Annotated in this window: 24 protein-coding genes; 8 read left to right on the forward strand and 16 right to left on the reverse strand. The window is 62.7% G+C overall.

The features are described 5' to 3' along the window. Positions 1–79: 79 nt before the first annotated feature. Complete coding sequence (locus RIN56_09655) at positions 80–1,270, forward strand: MFS transporter (GenBank protein MDR7867077.1); 1,191 nt, start codon at positions 80–82, stop codon at positions 1,268–1,270. Positions 1,271–1,360: 90 nt separating this feature from the next. Here RIN56_09655 and RIN56_09660 read toward each other — a convergent pair whose 3' ends face one another. Continuing rightward, complete coding sequence (locus tag RIN56_09660; protein ID MDR7867078.1) at positions 1,361–1,744, reverse strand: hypothetical protein; 384 nt, start codon at positions 1,742–1,744, stop codon at positions 1,361–1,363. A 163-nt stretch (positions 1,745–1,907) separates the two neighbouring features. Between RIN56_09660 and RIN56_09665 the strand changes: the two genes are divergently transcribed. Both RIN56_09665 and RIN56_09670 read left to right on the forward strand, forming a co-directional pair. Then, positions 1,908–3,167, forward strand: a complete 1,260-nt coding sequence (locus RIN56_09665; GenBank protein ID MDR7867079.1) for an ankyrin repeat domain-containing protein — start codon at positions 1,908–1,910, stop codon at positions 3,165–3,167. Positions 3,168–3,287: 120 nt separating this feature from the next. Continuing rightward, entirely contained in the window at positions 3,288–3,866 is a 579-nt protein-coding gene (locus tag RIN56_09670) for a hypothetical protein (protein ID MDR7867080.1), read from the forward strand. A 484-nt stretch (positions 3,867–4,350) separates the two neighbouring features. Here RIN56_09670 and RIN56_09675 read toward each other — a convergent pair whose 3' ends face one another. Together RIN56_09675 and RIN56_09680 are read right to left on the reverse strand one after the other, a co-directional pair. Next, positions 4,351–5,064 carry a L,D-transpeptidase family protein gene (locus RIN56_09675; protein MDR7867081.1) on the reverse strand — a complete coding sequence of 238 codons (714 nt, stop codon included), beginning with the start codon at positions 5,062–5,064 and terminating at the stop codon, positions 4,351–4,353. Between the two features lie 22 nt (positions 5,065–5,086). Beyond that, positions 5,087–5,797, reverse strand: a complete 711-nt coding sequence (locus tag RIN56_09680) for a gamma-glutamyl-gamma-aminobutyrate hydrolase family protein (GenBank protein MDR7867082.1) — start codon at positions 5,795–5,797, stop codon at positions 5,087–5,089. Between the two features lie 220 nt (positions 5,798–6,017). Here RIN56_09680 and RIN56_09685 point away from each other — a divergent pair, with 220 nt between their 5' ends. From RIN56_09685 to RIN56_09695, 3 genes are all read left to right on the forward strand, one after another. Beyond that, a complete protein-coding gene (locus RIN56_09685) occupies positions 6,018–6,683 on the forward strand; it encodes a GGDEF domain-containing protein (GenBank protein ID MDR7867083.1) in 666 nt (221 codons plus the stop codon). A 134-nt stretch (positions 6,684–6,817) separates the two neighbouring features. Continuing rightward, positions 6,818–7,210, forward strand: coding sequence for a MarR family winged helix-turn-helix transcriptional regulator (locus tag RIN56_09690; GenBank protein MDR7867084.1), 393 nt, complete (start codon positions 6,818–6,820; stop codon positions 7,208–7,210). Positions 7,211–7,329: 119 nt separating this feature from the next. Next, a complete protein-coding gene (locus RIN56_09695; GenBank protein ID MDR7867085.1) occupies positions 7,330–8,541 on the forward strand; it encodes an MFS transporter in 1,212 nt (403 codons plus the stop codon). A gap of 19 nt (positions 8,542–8,560) precedes the next feature. Here the strand turns inward: RIN56_09695 and RIN56_09700 are convergent, their stop codons facing one another. Continuing rightward, positions 8,561–8,875, reverse strand: coding sequence for an antibiotic biosynthesis monooxygenase (locus RIN56_09700; protein MDR7867086.1), 315 nt, complete (start codon positions 8,873–8,875; stop codon positions 8,561–8,563). A gap of 57 nt (positions 8,876–8,932) precedes the next feature. Next, a complete protein-coding gene (locus RIN56_09705; GenBank protein MDR7867087.1) occupies positions 8,933–9,739 on the reverse strand; it encodes an acetoacetate decarboxylase family protein in 807 nt (268 codons plus the stop codon). A 168-nt stretch (positions 9,740–9,907) separates the two neighbouring features. Between RIN56_09705 and RIN56_09710 the strand changes: the two genes are divergently transcribed. Further along, the gene (locus RIN56_09710; protein MDR7867088.1) at positions 9,908–10,573 is read left to right on the forward strand and encodes a flavodoxin family protein; all 666 of its coding nucleotides are present in this window, start codon (positions 9,908–9,910) and stop codon (positions 10,571–10,573) included. Continuing rightward, positions 10,573–11,541 carry a P1 family peptidase gene (locus RIN56_09715; GenBank protein MDR7867089.1) on the forward strand — a complete coding sequence of 323 codons (969 nt, stop codon included), beginning with the start codon at positions 10,573–10,575 and terminating at the stop codon, positions 11,539–11,541. The genes RIN56_09710 and RIN56_09715 overlap by 1 nt, the downstream gene beginning before the upstream one ends. A 35-nt stretch (positions 11,542–11,576) precedes the next feature. Here the strand turns inward: RIN56_09715 and RIN56_09720 are convergent, their stop codons facing one another. The 11 genes from RIN56_09720 to RIN56_09770 form a co-directional block, all read right to left on the reverse strand. After that, a complete protein-coding gene (locus RIN56_09720; GenBank protein ID MDR7867090.1) occupies positions 11,577–12,755 on the reverse strand; it encodes a tetratricopeptide repeat protein in 1,179 nt (392 codons plus the stop codon). Between the two features lie 21 nt (positions 12,756–12,776). Then, positions 12,777–13,994, reverse strand: coding sequence for a serine protease (locus RIN56_09725; protein ID MDR7867091.1), 1,218 nt, complete (start codon positions 13,992–13,994; stop codon positions 12,777–12,779). A gap of 223 nt (positions 13,995–14,217) precedes the next feature. Continuing rightward, positions 14,218–14,433, reverse strand: coding sequence for a hypothetical protein (locus RIN56_09730; GenBank protein ID MDR7867092.1), 216 nt, complete (start codon positions 14,431–14,433; stop codon positions 14,218–14,220). A gap of 45 nt (positions 14,434–14,478) precedes the next feature. Continuing rightward, complete coding sequence (locus RIN56_09735) at positions 14,479–15,219, reverse strand: hypothetical protein (GenBank protein ID MDR7867093.1); 741 nt, start codon at positions 15,217–15,219, stop codon at positions 14,479–14,481. A 142-nt stretch (positions 15,220–15,361) separates the two neighbouring features. Beyond that, positions 15,362–16,315, reverse strand: a complete 954-nt coding sequence (gene uvsE, locus RIN56_09740; protein ID MDR7867094.1) for a UV DNA damage repair endonuclease UvsE — start codon at positions 16,313–16,315, stop codon at positions 15,362–15,364. Positions 16,316–16,468: 153 nt separating this feature from the next. Further along, on the reverse strand, positions 16,469–16,894 hold the full coding sequence (locus RIN56_09745) for a hypothetical protein (GenBank protein ID MDR7867095.1): 426 nt from the start codon (positions 16,892–16,894) through the stop codon (positions 16,469–16,471). Positions 16,895–16,948: 54 nt separating this feature from the next. Further along, positions 16,949–17,251: a CXXX repeat peptide modification system protein gene (locus RIN56_09750; protein ID MDR7867096.1), complete on the reverse strand. Its 303-nt coding sequence runs from the start codon at positions 17,249–17,251 to the stop codon at positions 16,949–16,951. Positions 17,252–17,253: 2 nt separating this feature from the next. Beyond that, positions 17,254–18,204 (reverse strand): CXXX repeat peptide maturase, encoded by a 951-nt coding sequence (locus RIN56_09755; protein ID MDR7867097.1) that lies wholly within the window; start codon positions 18,202–18,204, stop codon positions 17,254–17,256. Then, a complete protein-coding gene (locus RIN56_09760) occupies positions 18,198–19,370 on the reverse strand; it encodes a radical SAM peptide maturase, CXXX-repeat target family (protein MDR7867098.1) in 1,173 nt (390 codons plus the stop codon). Before RIN56_09760 ends, RIN56_09755 begins: the two co-directional genes overlap by 7 nt. 389 nt (positions 19,371–19,759) lie before the next feature. Beyond that, the gene (locus RIN56_09765) at positions 19,760–20,227 is read right to left on the reverse strand and encodes an EAL domain-containing protein (protein MDR7867099.1); all 468 of its coding nucleotides are present in this window, start codon (positions 20,225–20,227) and stop codon (positions 19,760–19,762) included. A 152-nt stretch (positions 20,228–20,379) separates the two neighbouring features. After that, positions 20,380–21,606, reverse strand: a complete 1,227-nt coding sequence (locus RIN56_09770; GenBank protein MDR7867100.1) for a S41 family peptidase — start codon at positions 21,604–21,606, stop codon at positions 20,380–20,382. Between the last annotated feature and the right edge of the window lie 26 nt (positions 21,607–21,632).

A 21,632-nucleotide genomic window follows, 5' to 3' on the forward strand; every position in this document is an offset into this window, starting at 1 on the left:
TCCCTCGCCCGCCTGGAAGTATACGACCGACAACCATCGACACCACCCGCGCCCCGGTCGGGATTCAAGGAGTCTTTACATGACCGTACCCCTCACCGGACCCCTCTGGACCAAAAACTTCATCATCCTCACCCTCTCCAACGCCCTGCTCTTTTCGGGCTTCCACCTCACCATGCCCGTCCTGCCCCTCTTCATCGCCGACTGCGGCGGCTCGGACAGCCAAATCGGCCTGGTCATGGGCAGCTTCACCTTCTCGGCCGTCGCCGTCCGCCTGTTCACCGACGCCGGCATCGGCCGCCTGGGCAAAAAGCGCTTCCTGCTCATCGGCATGATCGTCTGCATGCTGTCGGCCGGGATCTACTACTGGGCCGACACCGTCGGCCTCGCCATCGTCGTCCGCCTGTTCCACGGTCTCGGCTTCGGCATCGCCACCACCATGTACGCCACCCTCGCCGTCGACATCATCCCCGCCGTCCGCCGCGGCGAAGGCCTCGGCTACTTCGGGCTCGGCAGCACCGTCTCCCTCGCCATCTCCCCGGCGCTCGGCGTCTGGCTGGCCGCCGACCACGGCTATGGGGCCCTGTTCGCCGCCGCCGTCGCTGGACAGCTTATCGCCGTCCTCGGCATGGGCGCTTTCCCCTCGCCCCCGGCCGCTCCCGCCGGCGCCGCCCGGCCGGCCGGCGCCGTCTCCCTGCTCGACCGCCTCATGGAGCGGAAAGCCGCCTTCCCCGCGCTCCTCTGCCTGATGACCGGCGCAGCCGCCGGCGGCGTCATCGGCTTCGTCACCCTTCTCGCCAAAGAAGCCGGCCTCACCACCGTCGGCTACTTCTTCACCGTATCCACCCTCTTCGTCTTCCTCGCACGGCTCTTCGTCGGCCGCATCTTTGACCGTAAAGGCCCCGCCCTGGTCGTCGTCCCCGGCGCCGTCTGCCTCGGCGTCGGCCAGCTCTTTCTCGCCCACACAGCCTCCACCCCCGTCCTCCTCACCGCCGCCGCCTTCCACGGCCTGGGCTTAGGCATCCTTTTCCCCTCCCTGCAGGCTTGGATGGTCAGCCTTGTCCCCCCCGAACGCCGGGCCGCCGTAAACGCCACCTACTACAACTTCATCGACAGCGGCATCGGCGGCGGCGTCATCCTTCTCGGCTTCGTCGCCGAAGCCGCCGGCTACTCCGCCGTATACCTCGCCGCCGCCGCCGTCATGGTCCTCTTTGTCGCCGTCTACGCCGTCTATCTCGTCCGGGGCCGTCCGCCCGCCACCGGGCAAGGTTAATCCCGGCGGATAAACATAATACACAAAACATGGCCCTAAAACCAAGGAGGCAGGATTATCTGCCTCCTTGCCGTGTTCCCCGGCGGAACGCTAACGATAGTTATGGCAATCGTGGTTGCGCATGCAGCGCTCGATACAGTGATGGCGGTTATCGTGGTGGCCGCGGTGGTGTCGGCACTGCTCCATGCAGTTATGGCGCACCCGCTCGCAGCGTTGGCGGTGGTGGCGGTCCCGGTCCCGGTCGTGGTCGCGATAAAGGCCCTCCGGGGCTGGCTCCCCTGGCTCGGCGGCAACGAATTCGAAATTCTCGTTGACGCCTGCGGAATCGACGCACTTGGTCATCGGGTCAGACTCCACGGCCGGCCTTAAATTCCCGCTCGCCGGCGCCGCCATAACCGCCGCAGGACTCATGAGAAAAGTAACCGTCAGAACCAGCGCCAGACACAACCCTCTTATCATCCGTGCTGAAACCATCCACATCGACCGCCTTTCGGTGTTTTTCTTATTATATGCGGCCGCTGCGCCGGGATTAACCGCAGGCTATGCGCCCCGGACCCTGGTTGCGGCGAATTTTTTCGCCATCTGCGCGTATACATTCTACATACCCGCAGAAGCGGGACGAGGGGAGGAAAAGCCTGTGTGGAAAAAACGCCTGGCGGCATGCTTGCTTCTGGCGTTGGCATTGACCCTGCCAACCGCGGCCGGAGCGGCCGGAAAAGACGATGCCTTACTTGCGGCAGTCAGGCACAGTGACCTGACGGCGGCGGAAAAATTGCTGGCCGGCGGGACGGCGGTCGACACCCGCGACGTATGGGGCAAGTCGCCGCTCATCATCGCCGCCGCCAGAGCCGACATCGCCATGGCCCAAATGCTCCTCGCCCACGGGGCCGGCATCGACGCCCGCGACAACTGGCAGCGCACGCCGCTGATCGTGGCCGTTCAGGCCGGCAGCACCTGGCTGACCGATATCCTCATCCACCGCGGCGCCGATGTCAACCTCCAGGCCGCCAACGGCATAACCGCCCTGATCGCGGCGGCCCAGCGCGGCAACGTCGCCGGCGCCGCCATGCTGATCGCCGCCGGGGCGGCCCTCGATCACCGGGACATCATGGGCTGGACGCCGCTCATGTGGGCGGCGCGGCGCGGCGACCGCGACATGATCCTCCTGCTGCTGGATTCCGGCGCCGACGCGAACACCGCCGACCGGGACGGCCGTACCGTAATCGACCAGGCCGCCGACAGCGGCTACCACCCGCGCCTGACCGAACTGCTCCGCGCCAACGGGGCCCTTCCGGCGGGCGAACTGTCGATCGGCGACTACGGCGAAACCGCCCTCGGTTCCAGGTGCGCCGCGGAGTATCGGCCGGTTATCGCCGGCTCCGCCGTCCAAGGCCCGCCGTCAGCCCCGGTCACGATCTTCGAATACACCGACTTTCAATGCCCCTATTGCCGGTCGGCGGCGGCAATCATCGACAATGTTCTTGCCAAATACCGCGGCAGCGTAAAACTGGTCCTCAAACACTGCCCGCTGGAATCCCACCTCATGGCCCTGCCCGCGGCCCGCTACTTCGAAGCCCTCCGCCGGCAGGACGGGGCTTTGGCCTGGCGATTCTACCGGCGCATATTCGCCGGACAGGACAGACTGAAAGAAGGCGAATCCTTCCTCCGCCAAACCGCCGCGGAATTGGGGGCGGACCTGTCCAGGCTCGACGCGGCCCTGACATCTCCCGCCGTCGACCGGCAGATCGCCGCCGATATAAGGGAAGCTGACGCCTTCGGCCTTGACGGCGTCCCCATCTTCATCGTCGACGGCCTGCTCATCGACGGCGCCCACTCCCTGGAAACCTTCGCCGCCGTCATCGACCGCCTCCTCGCCGGCGGGGACCGGCTCCCCTGAAGCTGCTTCCGGCTGTGCCGCCGCCATTACGGCGGTTTTTTTTGCCTCTTGTCCCGACTTTCACTCATAACACGGCTAGCCGGCGCGTAGACTTGTACGGAAAAAACATGGAGGTGAACCATGAAAAAAATCGTGATCCTCATGGCCGCGGTGCTGCTCCTGGCAGCCGCACCCGTCTGCGCCAGCCCGCTGCAGGACTTCTCCTCCGGGCGCCTGGCCCTCGACCTCAACTGGAAACCCTACTCCTTCTCCGGCGGCCACGCCGCGGAATTCGGCGTTACCGCCGGGCTTGGCGGCCACTGGGCCCTCGCCTTCCGGCAGATAAACTTCGACACCGCCGGCCACACCCGTGACTACGGAACGCACAACCGGGAAATAAACCTCATCCGCAAACTCGGCGACGGTCTCCAGCTTTACGTCGGTCACTCCCGCACCTGCGGCGGCGCCGGGATAAACGCCAAAAACGTTCTCCAAGCCGGCGTCATCGCCGCCCGCAAACTCGGCGACCGCTACACCCTTTACGCCATCCTCGGTGGCGGCAAAAACGTCGCCAACATCGAATTCGGCCTCTCCTACCGGCTCAACCCCCACCTCGAACTGACCTCCACCTACCGCCACCTCACCGCCGATAAAATAGGGGAGGGGGCCCCGCGCCACAACTACCGCGGCTTCGGCCTCGGGCTTACCTGGAAAATTTGACAGCCGTTGATAAGGCCCCATCTGCGTTGTTGTTCTGCCAGCCGCTTGCTTGCGTACGTTCCGAGTACGCGGCGCGGCGCGCCTGGCAGAGCCGCCTAGCATCTGGGGCCTTCTGAACGGCTGTTCGCTGATCCAGTCGAACGCTGCACGCGGCAGGCGGAAGTTGTATCGCAAGCGCGCATTGGCGAAGGATGTTACGCGCTGTAGACGAAGCAAGCCGCGAACGACACCGTACGCCCGGCCATGGACGGCCGGGCGAGGCGACAACGGGCATGGACGCCCGTTTGGCGCCGGTACGGCGGAGTCGGCGCAAGTCATACAGCGCGTTCATCCGTAGACACGCAAGCGGCGATACAACTTCCGCCTGCCGCAATAATCGCGCACAAAAGCGGCCCGGTTGTACCAGGCCGCTTTTACCTTTCCCGACAAAAACTTTCCTATTTCCCAGGAAATCATCACCGCTCGCGCCCGATAATCGGGCTTTTCACGGCTTCACGCCCAGCGCCGTCAGTGCTTCCGGGCCCAGCACCCCGTTCGCCTCCAGGCCGCGGTCGCCCTGGAACCGCTTCACCGCCTCCTCGGTCACCAGGCCGTAGATGCCGTCCGCCCGGCTGTCCAGATACCCCAGCTCCTTCAGCCGCAGCTGCGCCAGCACCACATCCGGCCCCACCGACTGATACTTCAGCACCCGGTTCACCCTCGTCCGGCCGCCCTCGATAAACACCGGTGTCCCGATCCGCACCCACTCGAACAGCTCCTCCACGTCCCGGTTGCGCATCCGGATGCACCCATGGCTGGCGAAGCTGCCGATCGACCACGGCTTATTCGTCCCGTGGATGCCGAACGTCCCCCACGGCACATTCAACCCCATCCAGCGCGTCCCGAAGCCCGTCCCCCAGTTGTAATCCTTCCAGACCACCTTCCATTCCCCGAACGGCGTCGGCGTCTTGCTCTTCCCCACCGCCACGCGGTAAGTCTTGTGCAGCTCGCCGTCGTCGTACACCTCCAGCGTCCTCTTCACCACATTTATCTTCAGGCTCACCGCCCCCTCGGGCGGACTTACCGTCTGTCCCGGCGCAGCCGCCAGCTCCAGCTCGTCGACATAATCCGCCGCTGCGAAGCTCACCGCCAGCGCCGCCAGCACCAGCCCGGCAATCGCCCAGTACAGCGGCCGTCGCCGCCACACCCCGCCGCTCATCCTCATCCTCCCGCCTCCCATCCTAGCCGCGACCGGCAGCCGCAGTTACCAGCCAACGGAACAGTTCCAGCATCACCGGCTGGCTGCCGAGCATATCCTCCGGGTGCCACTGCACCGCCAGCAGCAACCCCGCCGCATCCTCCACCGCCTCCACCACGCCGTCCGCCGTCCGGCCGCACACCGTCAGACCCGGCGCTACCCCATCGATTGCCTGGCGGTGGAAACTGTTCGTCCGCGCCCTATCCCGCCGCAGCACGCGGCAAAGCAGCGTCCCCGCCCTCACCGCCACCGTATGGCCCGCCACCTCGCCGCGGCTCTCCTGCCAATGCTGCAATCCGCCCGCCCGGCCGCGCAGATCCTGGTGCAGCGTCCCTCCCAGAGCCACATTCGCCGCCTGCAAGCCCCGGCAAATCCCCAGCACCGGACGGCCTAAAGCCATCGCCGTCCGCACCAGCGCCAGCTCATACTCGTCCCGCTCCGGCCACACCCGCCCCAGGCCGGGCAGCGGCTCGGCCCCGTACAGCCACGGGTCGACATCCCCGCCCCCGGTCAGCACCACCCCGTCTACCACCGCCAGATGGCGGCCCGCCTGCTCCGCCCCGCCGGTGAACGGCAGCACCACCGGGCAGCCTCCCGCCAGGGCCACCGCCCGCACATACGCCCCGCCCGCGAACAGCCGCTCCTCCCCGTCGGCCTGGATGCTCGCCGCGATACCGATAACCGGATTATACACCGCCGTCCCCCCGCCGTGAACCGTCTTCCCCGCGCGGACGCGCCCGCCCGCGTTCCGGCTGCTGCTAAAAATATATGACAGGACGGCGGCGAAATTCCCTGCAAACTTGCAAAGGCCGTAACAAGCTGCGGTCTGCTAACTATTGCCATACCCGTAGCGGCAGGAAAGGCCGCCGCGGCAAAGAATCTCATTAGTAAACATAAAAGGGTGGTGGTCAACTATGGTCGACTACTTCATCACCCACGCCTCCGGCATCATCGCCCTGTCCGTCACCCTCCTGCACCTCCTCGGCTTCCTCGCCGAGCGCTACCTGACCGGTGGCGTCTCACCGGCGGTATGGCTCTGCGTCGGCGTCATCGACGCCGCCTTCGCCTACCGATGCGGCGTACTGGTGCAGGCCGCCTTCAAAGACAGCCTCACCGCCCTCCACAACCGCCACTACTTCGCCGCCGCCATTGCCGGCAGGAAGGGCGGGGGGCGGGAAAGCGGCGCAGGCATAGCGCTGCTCATGATCGACATCGACGACTTCAAACACATCAACGACACCCACGGCCACGGCATGGGCGACACCGTCCTCCGCCAACTGGCCGCCCTCCTCGCCGCCGGCATCCGCAAAGACGACGCCGCCATTCGCTGGGGCGGGGAAGAATTCCTCGTCATCCTCGCCGGCGCCGACAAAACAAGCGCCGGCCTCTTCGCCGAACGGCTCAGGGCGACCGTCGAACGCCACCGTTTCGGCCAGGGGCAGAACATCGTTGCCGTCACCGTCAGCATCGGCATCGCCGCCGCCGCCGCAACCGCCGACCTCGAACAGCTCACCAGACTGGCCGACGAAGCCCTCTACCGGGCGAAACAGACAAAAAACTCCGTCGTGTCCGACGCTTGACACAGAAGCGGCATAAGTGCTATTCTTAAAACAATATAAGTGTATATACACATACATCGGTGAGAACGGAAGTGCCTGTTGCCATGAAAAACATAGGTGAAGTATATCCGAAAAGCCCCAGCCCGTGCGTTTGCATGAACCTGCGCCGGGCCGCCCGGGCGGTCACCCGGTTTTACGACAATATCCTGAAGCCGAGCGGACTCACCGTCGCCCAGCTTGCCCTGCTGCGGCACATCCAAATGGCCGAGAAGACCACCATCAGCGAACTGGCCAAGCTGATCCGCATCGACCGGACCACCCTCAACCGCAACCTGAAACCCCTGACCGACGCCGGCCTCATAACCATCGCCCCGGGCGAAGACTCGCGCACCCGGGAGATATCGATGACGCAAGCGGGGCAAGACGCCATCGAAACGGGCTGGCGGCTATGGGGCGAGGCGCAGGAAGCGATAAAGGTATACATGGGAGATGAGGAATTGACCCGGCTTAAACACCTGCTGACCAAGCTGGAGGCGCTAATGCCTTAATCGCGGCCGACGTCGGGGATAACGGCCGGACTTTTAGTGTATATACACGTTAATCGCGGCATCTTGCCCGGTAGGGCAGGGCTAAATAAGGGCAAAACGCAGCTTATAAGGAGACATACATGCACATCAGTTCATCGCGAGCCGCCTGGATTTTAATGCTTAGCTCGGCGGCTATCCTCGCCATCACGATGGGGGCCAGGCAATCGCTCGGCCTCTTCGTCGCGCCGCTCGACGCCGCAACAGGCCTGGGCATCGTTTCAATCAGCTTCGCCCTTGCCGTGGGGCAGTTCGTGTGGGGGCTGGCTCAGCCCGTCATGGGCGCCGTCGCCGACAAGCGGGGTCCTTATGCCGTTCTCGTGGCCGGCGCGCTCCTGCTTGCCGGCGGCCTGGCCCTCACCCCGTTCGCAAATTCGGAATGGTCGCTGGTTATGACCATAGGCGTCTTGAGCGCCGCAGGCGCGGGCGCGGGGAGCTTCTCCATCCTCATCGGCGCCACCTCCGGGCATCTGCCCGCCGAGCGCCGCTCCTTCGCCGGCGGGTTTATAAACGCCGGCGGCTCGCTGGGGCAATTCATCTTCGCCCCGCTGCTGCAGGCCATCATTGGCGGCTTCGGCTGGGTAGCCGCCATGTTTACCATGGCCGCGACCACCCTGCTGACCATTCCCCTGGCAGCATTACTGGGGGGCCAAAACCCGCCGGCCGCTGCCGCCGCCGCTGCCGGCGAGCCCGCGGAAAGTCTCCGGCGGCAGTTGCGCACCGCCCTCGGCGACCGCAGCTACCTCTGCCTGCATGCCGGCTTCTTCACCTGCGGTTTTCATGTCGCCTTCCTGGTGACCCATCTGCCCGGCGAAGTCGCTCTATGTGGGCACTCCGCCAACGTATCCGCGTTCTCCCTGGCCCTCATCGGCCTGTTCAACGTCGCCGGCAGCCTCTTTGCCGGCTCGATGGGCTCGCGGTACCGCATGAAATACATCCTCGCCCTCATGTACGGCAGTCGCGCTGTCATGATCGCCATATACCTCCTCGCCCCCAAAACCGCCCTGACCTTCTACATCTTTGCCGCGTCGCTCGGCTTTACCTGGCTGGCGACCGTGCCGCCGACCGCCGGCCTGGTCGCTAAACTTTTCGGTACGAGATACCTCGCCACCCTGTTCGGCCTGACGCTGCTCACCCACCAGATCGGCGGCTTTCTCGGCGCGTGGCTGGGCGGCCTGGCGATGGCCCACGACGGCAACTACATGTGGATGTGGTACGCCGACATTGTTCTGGCCGCTCTGGCGGCGCTCGTCAACCTGCCGATCCGCGAGGAAAAAATAAGCCTGCCGGCGTAGCCGGCAGGCTCCTGATCCGCTATTGTCCGCAGGTACCGTAAGTCATCGTAAAATGCCGGGCAAAATCGTCGAAATCCGACAACACCGCCTGCGCGGCCGGCTCCACCACCGCCGTCTCCGCGTCATTGCCCGCGAACGCGCGGATCGCGTCCAGCGATTCCCACATCGTCACCGCCAGAAACTCCACCCCCGCGGCCGTCTCCCGCTGCAGCAGATACGCCCCCTTATGACCCGCGATCTCCTTCAGCTCCGGGAAAACCTTCCCCGTCACATGCCGGTAATACGCGGGCGCATTCTCCCGCGTCGCCTGCCCGCGCCAAATCCGTACCACCATCGTCCATCCCTCCCGCCGTTATTCTTACCACCAGCATAAGCCATCGGCGGTAGGCGGTCAAGCGCCGTCGCCGCCGCGCAGATCGCGCAGCAGCATAACATCGTCCACCGTCAGCGCGAACGAAAAACGGTACCCGGCCAGCACCTCCGTCGGCCGCAGCGCCGGCAGCTCCAGGTACGGGTTATCGAACACCGCCAGCGTCGCCTCGCCCTTCCACACCGTCGACATCATCACATCGCGCGACTTCAGCTGCACCAGCTCATGGACCGCCGGCATGTCGTGCCTGCCCGCCGCCAGCTCGGGGAAATAGCGCACATTCACCGCCCGCGCGAAATTCGGCGTCGGCAGCGCCGCCTCCGCCTCGCGCAGCGTCACCCGCGCCTCTGCCAGGCGGCGGTCACGCGCCGCCAGCGACGCCCCGAACCTCCCTCCTGGCCCCACCGCCGGCGTCGCCTTCGACGCCAGGTCGTACGCCCGCGTCACCCACGTCGACCCCGCCTGCTTCGGCCACCCCTGCGCCAGCCCGCGCATCAGCGACACATCCTGATCCACGAAAATAAACGGGCAATACGCCACCGGCGTCCCCTCGTAGCTCGCCGACACCAGGAAAATCGTCTCCCGGTACTGGCTGCGCACCGGGTCCAGATACTCCTCGCCCGTCTCGCTCGCGTACTGCCACTCCACGAAATACGCCGCGCACCGCCCGCCCGCAGGCTCCAGGCCCGCGGGCAAAAAAGCCGCCACCCGCGCCGGCTCGGCCATGAACTCCACCGCCAGCGCCGTCCCCGCATAATGCCACGGCGGATAAGGCGCCAGACTCGACGTGCCCCCCGGCGTGCGGGGCAAAGTATAGCCCTTCAGCATAATAAATCCCTCCTCGTCTTTTTAGTCCATCCTAACAAACCTGCCCCCCGCCGTATTGTAAAAAATTGTTCCCTGCCCCGGCCGTCCCCGCGAGGCAGGAATCCGCCCCGCCGCCGAGAAAAGCATAAATAATGCCAACAAAAATAGGGTAGGGGAGAAGATAAAAAAATGAGCAAAACCGTCATCGCCGTCAACGGCAGCCCCCGCAAAACCTGGAACACCGCCGCCCTGCTCGCCAAAGCCCTCGAAGGCGCCGCCGACCAGGGCGCCGCCACCGAACTCGTCCACCTCTACGACCTCGACTACAAAGGCTGTATCAGCTGCTTCGCCTGCAAACTCAAGAACGGCCCCGGCCTCGGCCGCTGCGCCATCCGCGACGGCCTCGCCCCCCTCCTCGAAAAAATTGCCGCCGCCGACGCCCTTATCCTCGGCTCGCCCCTCTACTTCGGCTCCGTCACCGGCGAAATGCGCTCCCTCCTCGAGCGGCTGCTCTTCCCCTACCTCAAATACGCCGCCGGCGACAAGCGCAGCCTCTTCCCCCGCATCCTGCCCACCGCCTTCATCTACACCATGAACGTCGACCAAGCCCGCCTCCAAGAATTCGGCTGGGACAAACACCTCGCCAACAACGCCCGCGTCCTCTCCATGGTCTTCGGCGGCCCCTCCGAAGCCCTGTTCGCCTACGACACCTTCCAGTTCGACGACTACAGCCGCTACGACGCCCCCATGTTCGACCCCGTCGCCAAAGCCAGAAGCCGCCGGGAAAACTTCCCCCGCGACCTCGCGCACGCCTTCGAGCTCGGCGCGCGCCTCGCCGTCGGGATGGACGCCTGATGGACCAGGTACCCGTCACCGCCATCCCCGGCTTTAAACTCGGCAACGCCCACAACCTCGCCGCCGCCACCGGCTGCACCGTCATCCTCTGCCCCGCAGGGGCCGTCGCCGGCGTCGACGTCAGGGGCGGCGCCCCCGGCACCCGCGAAACCGACCTCCTCCGGCCCGAAAACTATGTCGAAAAAATCCACGCCGTCCTCCTCGCCGGCGGCAGCGCCTTCGGCCTCGACGCCGCCGCCGGCGTCATGGCCTACCTCGAAGAACGCGGCATCGGCTTCGACGTCGGCATCGCCAAAGTCCCCATCGTCGCCGGCGCCGTCCTCTTCGACCTCCCCTGCGGCGATCCCGCCGTCCGCCCCGACAAAGCCATGGGCTACGCCGCCTGCCAGGCCGCCGAAAAAGGCGACTTCGCCGAAGGCTCGGCCGGCGCAGGCACAGGCGCGACGGTCGGCAAATTCTTCGGCCCGGACCACGCCATGAAAGGCGGCCTCGGCGCCGCCGCCGCCCAAATCGGCGACCTCATGGTCGGCGCGATCGTCGCCGTCAACTGCCTCGGCGACGTCGTCGACCCCGACCGCGGCGGCATAATCGCCGGCGCCTACCGTCAACACCCCTTCGCCTTCCTCGGCAGCGAAGACGGCATGATCGCCAAATACGGCCGCACCGGCAACCTCTTCGCCGGCAACACCACCATCGGCGCCATCCTCACCAACGCTGCCCTCTCCAAGGCCCAGGCCGCCAAAATCGCCTCCATGGCCCACAACGGCTACGCCCGTACCATGAGGCCCGCCCACACCATGGTCGACGGCGACACCATCTTCTGCCTGTCCGCCGGCGGCGTCACCGCCGACACCAGCGTCGTCGGCCTCCTCGCCGCCCGCGTCATGGCCCAGGCCGTCCTCCGCGCCGTCACCGAGGCCACCACCCTCGCCGGCTTCAAAGCCGCCCGCGACATCAAAAAAGACTGAACCCGAAAAGGTTCAGCCTTTTTTATTTCTTCCCGTCAGTAAGACAAAGCGGCTAAGACGGCGACGGCATAAGCGCGGTTGTGATCGTCATCGGCAGCCAGGTGAAGGTATTTTTCCAGCGATTTGATCGCATCCTGGCGAAACCCCAGACCCCGCGCCATCATCCCCCGCAGGTAATGCAGCTCGGCCAGCTTATCGTCCGAGAGGTCGGCGGCCTTGCACAGATCGGCGTACGCCTTGCGCTGTTCGCCGAGGGACCGATAAGCGCGGTAGCGGGCGTAAAAAAGCTTGTAATCCGACGGCGCCCGTGCGACGGCCAAAGAATATTCGGCCAGAGCTTCCCGGTAATTCCGCTGTTTGGCGAACAGGTCGCCCCGCTTGCCGTAAAGCTTAGCATTGTCGACCCCCAACTCGTCGCTCTTGGTATAGCAGGCGAGCGCTTCCTCGTCCCTGTTGAGCCCGGCCAGCGCTTCGCCCTTGATGCGCCAAGCCGCCCCGCAGTTGCCGTCCTTGGCAATAATCTTGTCAATTTTATCGATAGCTTTCTGGTACTTCTTCTGGTTCACCAGAATTTCCGCTTCTCGCAGGAAAGGAACCAAACTGTCGGGGTTATCTTCCTGCAGAGTATCATATATCCTGAGAGCGTCGCCGAGGCGCTCGTTGGCAAACAGCCACTCCGCCTTGAAAAACGCCTCCGCCTTGGTTCGCGGTCTGTACTGCTCGATTTCCGTTTCCCACGCCGATTTCTCGCCGCTGATGATTTTTCCGCGGCTCATATTCCTCAACGCCAAATATTCCAGGCTTTTCGGCCATTTCTTGGCTATCTCGCCTACTTCGAGGCTGCTGTCGGCCGTCCGTTGCAGCTCGAAAAGGCAGACGGCCTTCCCGTAACGGGCGGATAACAGCATGGGGTCGGCGGCAATTATTTCCTCATAAACCGCCAACGCATCTTCGTAGCGGCCGGTAGACTGCAGCGCCCAGGCTTTGATCAACATCAGCTCGGCGCCCGGTTTGTCGGCCGTTGCGCTTTGAAAAGCCGCTAGGATCGGCTCGGTCATTTCGCCCGCCTGCTGGCCTTGCAGCATTTTCAGCGACAGCTCCGGCCCCGGCGCGGCCTCGCCCCCGCCTTGCGGCAGACTGACTACTAGCATAGCGCACAGCATCACCACTATCGGCCGGATAAACGTACCGGACAGCGCTTTAAAACAGTTCATAACATCGCCACCACTGCAAACTTATTTTATTTTGAGAAGGCTGTTTACGACCTTCTCGCGCTTATACCCCTCAATCCGTACCAGCACAACGGAATCGAGCATCTGCTCGGCCATAGCCTCGGTCTTGAGCTCGCCGCTATTCGCGTCCTTATAACTCAATTCCTGAAACCTCTCTAACTGCTCGATCAACTCGACCGCCCGTTCTATCCTCCTGGCGAAGTTGATATTCTGCGGCACGTCGACAATGCCGTCTTCATTGACATTGCCGGCCAAGCCGCTGGTGATGATCGCTATCGGTTCGCCTATGGCGTTGACGACCGGGCCGCCGCTGTTGCCGCCGTAAGTCGGGATGCTTACCTGAAGTTCTTTTTCGCTCCCTTTATAGCCCTGCAAGCTGGTAATGATCCCCTCGTTCATGCGCATCTGCATCTCGGAGATATCGCCGCTCAGCTGACTGGGGGCCGGAAAGCCGAAACTGTATACGCGCTGGCCCACTTTTACCGAAAGCGAGTTGCCGATTGGCAGCGGTTTGCTGGTTTTTTCCAAACCCTTCACTTCCAGGATGGCCACGTCGTAGTCCGCGTCAGAAGCCAACACCGTCGCCGGCGTCCACATGCCGTCCTTGGTGCGGATCTCCACCTTTCTCGCGCTGTCGATCACATGGTGGTTCGTGACGACAAGATTGGGGCTGACGAAAAAGCCGCTGCCCGTGCCAGCGATCCCCGGAGCCGGATTTCTGGCCGGAAACAGGCGCTGCAAATCAAATCTGCCCATATCTTCGGCCTCCAGCCGCAGCGTATTGCCTATCACCGTGAAAGTCGCATTAATGCCGACCTTGCTTTGAACCGGGAGTCCATAAACAAAATACAGTGTTATCCCCTGCCAGGAACCCTCATATTTCTCGTGCGGCGTCAGCACTTTATTGATCGTGAACCGCACTTCTCCCTTCGTCCAAAGCGATTCGGGCTGAAGCATTACGCCGACGAATCCCTTTTTGTTTCTATATTGATCCCCTATGTCCGGTATTGCTCCCGACAACACGGCTATCAGCACCGGGCCTTTCTGGCCCTGGTATATCCATAAGCCTTCCACTCCGTCGAGTTCCCGGCCGCTGTAATATTCGTTAATAATCTGGTGAACCTTCATATCCTTGAAATCCATTCTCGGCGCCGCCAGTACCCCCTGGAATGTGACACTAAAGAAGATAAGCGCCAAAACCAGAACTGAAAGCCTCTTCATTTTTATCCTCCTTAAATTAAGGTCGACCGAAACTACCTTCATCTATAATGATAACATATAAATTTCCAGTAAATGTAGAAATATGCCAAATTATCTGGAATAATGCGCCATAATTCCCCCCTACAGCTCCACCGCCGCCTGGCCTCCGCGCCGCCACCGGGGCCACCACCCTCGCCGGTTCAAAGCCTGCCTCGACATCAAAAAAGACTGAACCCGCAAAGGTTCAGCCTTTTTTTGCCTGCATAATACCGGCTTTGGGGCGGCTTTGGGTGCTGCCCCACGCTGCGGCGACGGTCTTACGTAGGCTCGTCGCCGACAGCGCCGCGCCACCGCCAAACGAACGTCCGTGTTCGTTGTCGGTTCTCGCCGCCGTCCATGGCGGCTCGCGCGGTGCTGTTACCGGCTCTTTCGCCAAGTAGCGGCCGTCGCCTCGCTTCACGGGGCATCCCCCAAAGCCGCCCCCGCCGGCGAATTCCTGTCATCTTTATTTCGAAACATTTACAACTGCGCCATTACTATCAAACGCTACCGTGGAGCCGGCTTCATAAACCCGGATATTGCCGGTCGGCGAACGTAGCTTTGTGTCTTGGCTTAAAGTGCCTTTGATCACCTCACCTTTATTGTTTAATGAAATTGCCGTAGCTTTCGCAAACTCGACAAATCCCGGAAAGGTTGTTTTGTCTCCGGAGCCTGTTCTAAGTTGTTGCCACCCAATCGGCCGCAAATAGGTTTTTGCACCCAACGTACACGTGGCCAGTTTTCCGTCTTCGTAGAAACTCATTTCACTATTGTCGTTCAATATAACAAAGCTTGTCGAACCGATGGGAGCGGCTAACTTGTAACCTGATATCGTCCCTCTGACGACTTCCCCTTTATCGTTGAAATACACTCTGCTATCGTTGTTGAACCTTATAATCTTGGGAACAGCTTCAATCACTTCCCAGCTTTCATACCCGTAATGGAACGGTCCGCCGATGCACGGCAGATATCTGGCGTACGTCAAAGTACCCTCAAGAATTTCGCCGTATTCGTTGAGAACAACGGTTGTTCCCTTCTTGAACTCCGGTACATTCTCCGCGTGGATTGCCATAAATCCCGGAGGCATTATCCGCGTATTCTCATCTAAGGTTTTGGTGGTTGTGGCAGCGTTAGCGGCTAAGGCAGGACAAAATAAAAAAGCCATCACTATTATACTTATAAAAAACATTAACGGACGTTTTGTCACAATAATCCCTCCTACTTATTGCTTTTGTGCTAGGGTAATTCACATAATTTCTCCTTCTACTAATAACTTTATTTCCTTTTACTTCCACAGATAAATATAAGGGCTGAACCCTCCGGTTCAACCTATTTTTCATCCTTTCCCCCTACAGCTCCACCGCCGCCTGGCCGGCGCGCTCCACCCCCGGCGATTCCGCCAGCCCCTCCACCAGGCGGAACATCGCCTCATCCTTCATCTTCGCCTCCACCATCACATCCAAATCGCGGCCCGTCTCCCGCGCCAGCCGCAGAAACGGCAGCAAATCTTCCGGCGCCACGTAATCGGCGTGAGCGCGGATATCCTTGCTGCTTTTCGGGCTCGACACATGGACCTTCGGCGTCGCCTCGCCCCAGGTAGCGGCGATGCGCGGCCACAGCTCCGCCAGGTCGCCGTCGCCGCCGTTGACGCGGTGGTGGTGGATATCGAGCACCATCGGGCGGCCCAGCTCCTCGCACAGCGCCAGCACCTCGGCGGCGGTGAAAATCTTATCGTCATTCTCCACCATCAGCCTGGCGGCCAGGCGGCCCGGCAGGCGGGCGAAGCGCTCGGCAAACCGCCGCAGCGACGCGGCCTTCTCCCGGTACTGCCCGCCCACATGCAGCACAAGGGAAGGGGAGGGCGGCAGCCCCATCGCCTCAAACATGCGGGCGTGATAATCGAGATCGGCGAGCGACGCGGCCAGCACCTCCGGCTTCGGGCTGTTAAGCAGGGTGTAATGGTCGGGGTGGGCGCTCACCCGCATCCCGTGCAGCTTTACATAATCGCCGATCTCCCGCCACAGCGACTCGCCGTCGGCGATATAGTCCCAGTCCGCCGCCAGCGGGTGGGTGGCGAGCGGCACCGTCTTCGACGTGAAGCGGTACAGGGCGACCTCATGGGCGGCGTTGTACCGCAGAATGCGCAGCGTCGTCTCCAGGTTGGCCGTCATCAGGCGGCGCAGCCGGCCGATGCGGCCCAAGGGATCGGCGATCTTCTCCACCGTCTTCACGCTCGCCGTCTTGTTCGGCGACCCCTCGGGCACGGCCAGCGCAATCGCCACATAGCCGAATCGTATCCGCACACCCTCCAGCTCCCTTTTCCGTCGTTTACCCGTTAATCTGCCCACGCCGCCGGCCCTTTAGCCGCGAACCGGCGGGCAGAAAGAAACGGTCGACGGCAAAAAAGAAACCCGGCCCCAACGGTCCGGGTTATCGGCGTTCTTATCACCCGCCTGTCAGCGCATCAGGCCCGTGCAGCCCCGCGTACACGTGCCGCTGCAGCCGCTGCCGCAGTTTTGCGAACAACTGCCGCGGCAGGTGTTCTGGCACGATCCGGTGCACGTCTGGTAGCAGGAGCCCCGGCAGGAGCCGTCGCACCCGTAGCTGCACTTCCCGCCGCACTGGCCGGCGCAGCTGCCTGCGCACGCCCAGTTGCAGCCGCCCTTCTGGGGAGCCACCGCGCCCGCTTTGCCCGTCCCCGCGGCAGGCGGCCCCGTGTCGTTCCCGGCCCCTTGCCCCAAGGGCGTCCCCTCGGCGATCGAGGCGAACCCCAGCAGGGCGATCGACGGCAGCGCCAACCCCGCCCTTTTGATAAAATCGCGCCGGGTCAGGCCGTTGCCGGCGGCGGACAAATTATCGGTCTCCCGGTCGGATCCTTTCATAGCCATCCTCCTTTCTTACCGGCTCAAGCGGCCGGGCAGCGGCGATAGTCGCTCCTACCCCTGGCGGCGGAGGTAGATGTCGCCGCTCGCAAAATCTATCTCCCAACTGCAGCCGCTGATATTCTCCCAGTCGTACTTGACGTTTTTTTCGTCCCACCAGGCCTGAAACTTCGTGGCCGTTTCCCCCATATCCCTGACCAGGCGCTCATAGATGGCGCTCTGGGCCGCCTCTTCGTCCGGCATGCCGACCAGGGAACGGAAAAGCTCGCTCAAAGCGTTCTTCCGTTCGAAAAGAGCCTTGATCTCGTCGCGTTCGGCGGGGGTCACAGCGCCGATTTTTCGCCTGGCTTCGTTCATCGCTAAAGCCTCCGTGTCGGTAATTGTTCAAATGGATCGAAATAGTCGACTGCGGGAATGGCCCTCAGCCGCGAGAAAGGGGGGACAGTCCCGAGCCGTTCCCGGATGAGCCGCGCCGCATTCCGTTCCAGGTGGGCGAGCACGCACTGCTCGCGCGACGGCGTGTTCCATTCCAGCGTCGTCCTGGCGTTCAGATGAACGCAGCGCTTACAGTGATAAGCGTCGCAGCACGAGCATACCGGCGCGTTCGCCAGCGTCAGCAGCTGGCTGTTGACAAGCGCCACGCCCGCTTCGAGGCTGCCGGCCGCGTTGCTTTCGTCGTCATAGTAAAAACCGGGGCAGATATAAAAATTGCCGTTCGGCGCCACGGTCAGGTGAACCGTCCCGGCGTCGCAGTTATTCATGCCGCTCAGCAGCATCCGGTCGGAGAAAATATTCACCTCCGGCAGGCTGCCCTGCCGGTACACCTCGGCCACATACCCCGCGGCCAGATCTAGCTGCCGGCCGTACTCCTCGATATCGGCCGCCGTATAGCGGTCGATATCGCCGAGATAAACATCGAGCCGCGAAGCCCTCCCCAGGCAGGAGCGGACAAGGTCCGCCATAGCGGTCAGCCGTCGCCGCGGCAGGCGAAGGATGAACCGGCGCTTGGCGTCGCCCGGAGCGCCCCCGGTATCGTCCGGGTCCAGCACCAGGACGGCGTTCGGATAGCGGTCGGCCAGAGCCGCGGGGACGATCGCCGCATGGTCGGTTTTCGCCAGCACCGCCCGGTATTCCGGCGGCAGCTCCTCCCGGCCCGGCAGCATGGTCAGCGACAGCCGGCGGCTTGCGGCAAAGGCGATCGCCCGCTCCAGGGTGGCGAGCGGCATCAGCGCCGTTTGCCGGCGGTCGTGATCGTAATGGCAAAATGAAGGCGCGCTGCCGTCGACCAGCACGAGCAGATGGGTCAGCATAACTTTTCGCCCCGCTTCCGGCGCAGCCTGTCCCAGTAATACCTGTTCGCCCGCGCGCGGGCCTTGTGCATCAGGCAGATATAAGTCGCCCGCTGATAAATGGTATCCGTCGCGGCCGCCTCATAATTGAGGCCCTGGCACCAGGCGCAGCCGCTGGCCACCTCGCAGGCGACGCACTCCGGCGGGCTTTGCGCCAGCCTGGTCAGGGCAAGGAACGGCCGCAGCCTGTTCGTGTCGACGCCGCCCACGCAGTCGCCCACCACCCGTGGCCGCTTGCCGCTCATCGAGTGGGGCGCGAAGCGCACGCAGGGGTAAAACTCGCCTCCGGCCCCCACGGCCAGCATCTTGCCCGACCCGCACCAGTTCTGATTGTCGCCCGCCGGGTCGAGCGGCCTGCCGATCGAGTCGTCGAAAAACGAGCACTCATATTCCCGGTACAGTTCCCCGTCGATAATCGCGTCCGCCAGGCCTACAAGCTGCTCTTCGAACAAAACGTCGTCGCCCGGCTGCCACACATCCTCGAACACCACATTGATATTCACCGTTTTTACGCCCAGGCTCCAGATATGCAGCACGCTCTCCTTAATATAAGGCAGATCGTCGTGCGCCACCGTCACCTTGGTACCGGCGTCGGGAAACTGGCGCAGCCACAGGGGTATGTTGCGCACCACCGCCTCATACGAGCCGCGGCCGTCGGGGAAGACTCTGGCGATATCGTGCTTTTCCCTGATCCCGTCGATAGTGATGCCGATGCTGAGATGGCCGTGGTTCTTGAAAATAAAGCGCTGCACCCGCGGATCGTCGTAAAGAAGGCCGTTGGTGGAAAGACTGAAGCGGTAACTGTCGAACCAGGGGTGTCCTGTCGCATACATCCGCAGTTTGATATAATCGCTCAGCCTGTCGATCAGCTCGATCTCCATCAGCGGCTCACCGCCGATGAACTCCCAGATAACCGACGGCTCGTCGAACAGCGCCCGTGTTCCGAGGACATAATCCACCGTCTGTTTGGCGCAGGCGAAATCCATCCGCCGGCCGGGATTCTTGCCGACGAGGTAGCAGTATTTACAACGCAGCTGACAGTCTTCGGTAACAATAAAGGTGATATTTTTGGCGCGGCCTTCCTCCCATGATGCCTCCCGCCGCTTGAACCGCTCCAATTCTTCCACAGGCACCTCGCCGCTCACTTGGAATTAACGTCCATTTTTGCTAATGTTATACACATATTTTGTAAATTCCTGCTAATTTTCCAAGCAGAAAATAACTATTTTCTACCCCCCGCACCCTCCATCCCGGACACAAAAAAACCGCCCTGGCGGGCGGCTCAGACTGTCGATAAAGGCCCATCTGCGGCGTTGCTCCTCAGAGCGCTTGCTTGCGTACGTCCCAAAGTACGCGGCGCGGCGCGCTCGCACCCTTCGGGTATAAGCGATCACATCAACGCTAAAGCGTTGTGTGCCTGCTTATCCGGTGCGCCTTGCATCTGGACCTTTCTCACCAGTCTGACTCTGTCTACAAGCTGAGCCGTCCTGGCGGGCGGCTTAAAAGTCTTCCCTGTTCAATTATTCCCGGCCAGAAAACTGACCGCCTCCAGTTCGGGCAGCGGTTTGCTAAAGATAAACCCCTGGATACGGTCGCAGCCGTGATCCCGGAGATAGGCCAGCTGCTGTTTGGTTTCCACCCCTTCGGCGACAACCGCAATATTGAGCGTGTGGGCCATATGGATAATGGAACCGATAATTTTCGCCGCATAAATATCGGTTGTTATCATATCGACAAATGACTGCGGGATGAACTGCCGCGGCGGAATGGCCCCCAATTCGGGGCTGTTCCAGCGAAGCAGCGCTTCGAAGCCGATAATGGACCCGGTGGCAAGAAATTGCGGCTGGTAACAAAGGGAAAGCTCCTCCCGCTCCAGCGCGCTGCGCAAACCGCCGGTCAGCCGCATCTCCTCGTAAGCCGCGGACTGCATCTCCTGCGTGTAAACCTGCCAACAGTTCTTGCCTTCTTTTTTGGCCGCATACATGGCATTATCGGCATTTTTGAGCCGCTTATTCGCTATAATTTGACAATATTTTCAATATTCCTTGTTTTCAGGCCCGCCCGGCCCGGCATTGCAAAAATGGGAGTATTAATTGGCCGGTCCGCCAATTAATACTCCCATCCGCAGCTTATTTCCTATTGCAGCTTCTCCTTCAGCACCTCGATAGCCTTCGCCAACTGCGCGTCGCTGCCCGTCTCCCGCGCATCGGGCGGCTGCACCGCCAGCACGTCGGGCTCGATGCCCACGCCGTTCAGCACCCGGTCCTTGGGGGTGTGGTAACGGGCGACCGTCAGCTTCACCGCCGTGCCGTCGCCGAGGGGGATAAGGCTCTGCACCGACCCCTTGCCGAACGACCGCGTGCCGACGATCGTACCCGCGCCGGTATCCTGCACCGCGCCGGCCACGATCTCCGACGCGCTGGCGCTGCCGCCGTTGATCAGCACCACCAGCGGGTACCTTGGCCCTCCCGGCTGAGCATAACTCGTCCGGCGGCTGCCGTCCTTCGTCACCACCGACACCACCGGGCCCTTGGGCACGAACTGCCCGGCCACCTTCACGCTCTCCTCCAGCAGGCCGCCGGGGTTATTGCGCAGGTCGAGAATGGCGGCCCTCATGCCCTGCCCCTCCAGCTCGCGCAGCTTGGCGGCAAAATTTTCGCCCGTCGTCTCGTTGAAAAAGCTCAGGCGGAGGTAGCCGATATCGTCCTCCAGCATCTTGCCGGACACCGTCTTAATCTCGATAGTGTCGCGGGTAATCGTGTAATCGGCGGGCTCCTGCCCGGCGCGGCCGACAGTCAGGATAACCTCGGTGCCCTCCTTGCCGCGGATCTTGCTTACCGCCTCGTCCAATGCCATATCCTTCGTGGGCTGGCCGTTGATATCGATAATCCAGTCGCCGCTGGCGATCCCGGCCCGGTCGGCGGGCGTCCCCTCGATGGGGGCGATGACCGTGATCCGCTTATCTTTGATGCCGAGCACCAGGCCCACGCCGCCGAAAATCCCCTTCGTATCGATGAGGAACTCCTTGAGCGCGCGGGCGTCCATATATTCGCTGTAAGGGTCGCCGACCGCGCCGACCGCGCCCTTCACCGCGCCGCCGAGCAGATCGAGCTTGGCTGCGCCGTCCACATACACGGCGCCGACCAGCTTCCTGACCCTGAGCAGCTTGAGGGTGGCGGCAAGTTCGTCGGCGGTCATCTCCGCCAGATAACCGTCGATTTCTTCGATCGCCTCGGCTCTGGCGCTCTTGCCCTGCGAGGCGGCGTCCTGGGGCGCTGCCAGGGCGGGGGCGCCGGTCAGAAGAAGGGCGGCGATCAGGCTGGCAATAATGCCTGTGGCGTAGCGGCTGATAATGGTGGGCATAATCTTTCCTCCGTTGTCAGGTTTAC

Source organism: Sporomusaceae bacterium, from assembly GCA_031460455.1.
GTDB lineage: Bacteria > Bacillota > Negativicutes > Sporomusales > UBA7701 > Anaeroselena.